Annotated in this window: 1 pseudogene; it reads left to right on the top strand. The window is 71.3% G+C overall.

The features are described 5' to 3' along the window. Positions 1–498 (top strand): annotated as a pseudogene (locus tag IF89_RS39595) (RHS repeat protein); the annotation flags it as partial.

The following is a 498-nucleotide window of genomic DNA, read 5'->3' as shown; positions in this document are numbered from 1 at the left end:
CGCGCGCGGTGTCCGTGCAGGACGCCGACACTGCGGCCCGGACCACCTCGGCGAGGGTGGTCTTCGCCGACGGCACCCCCGCCGCCGACTCTGCCGCCCAGACCGACCCACTGGGGCGGACCCTGACCTCAACCAGCGGCGAAGTCACCGCTGTGCCCTCCTACGGTGCCGGCGGCATCACGCACAGCACGGTCCTCAACCCGGCCGCACCGGAGACCTATCCGGGGCAGGAGTTCACCGCAGCCCTCACCCGCGACCTCGCCGGACGCCAGACGGCCAAGTCCCTCACCCAGGGCGATCCCGGCCAGGGCGACACCCGCACCGGTACGGCCAACACCTACGATGCGGCAGGGCGCCTGGCGTCCCAGACCGACCAGCTCGGCAACACCACCATCTACGCCTACACCGCCCACGGGCAGATAGCCGAAGCGGCCGTCAAGACCAAGGACGGCGACACCGTCTCCACGACCGCGTATACCTACGATGAGGACACCGGGC

It is taken from the genome of Streptomyces sp. NRRL F-2664 (assembly GCF_000719345.1).
Lineage (GTDB): Bacteria > Actinomycetota > Actinomycetes > Streptomycetales > Streptomycetaceae > Streptomyces.
Note: the sequence above shows the minus strand (reverse complement) of the source record. Positions and strands in the feature narration are given on the sequence as shown.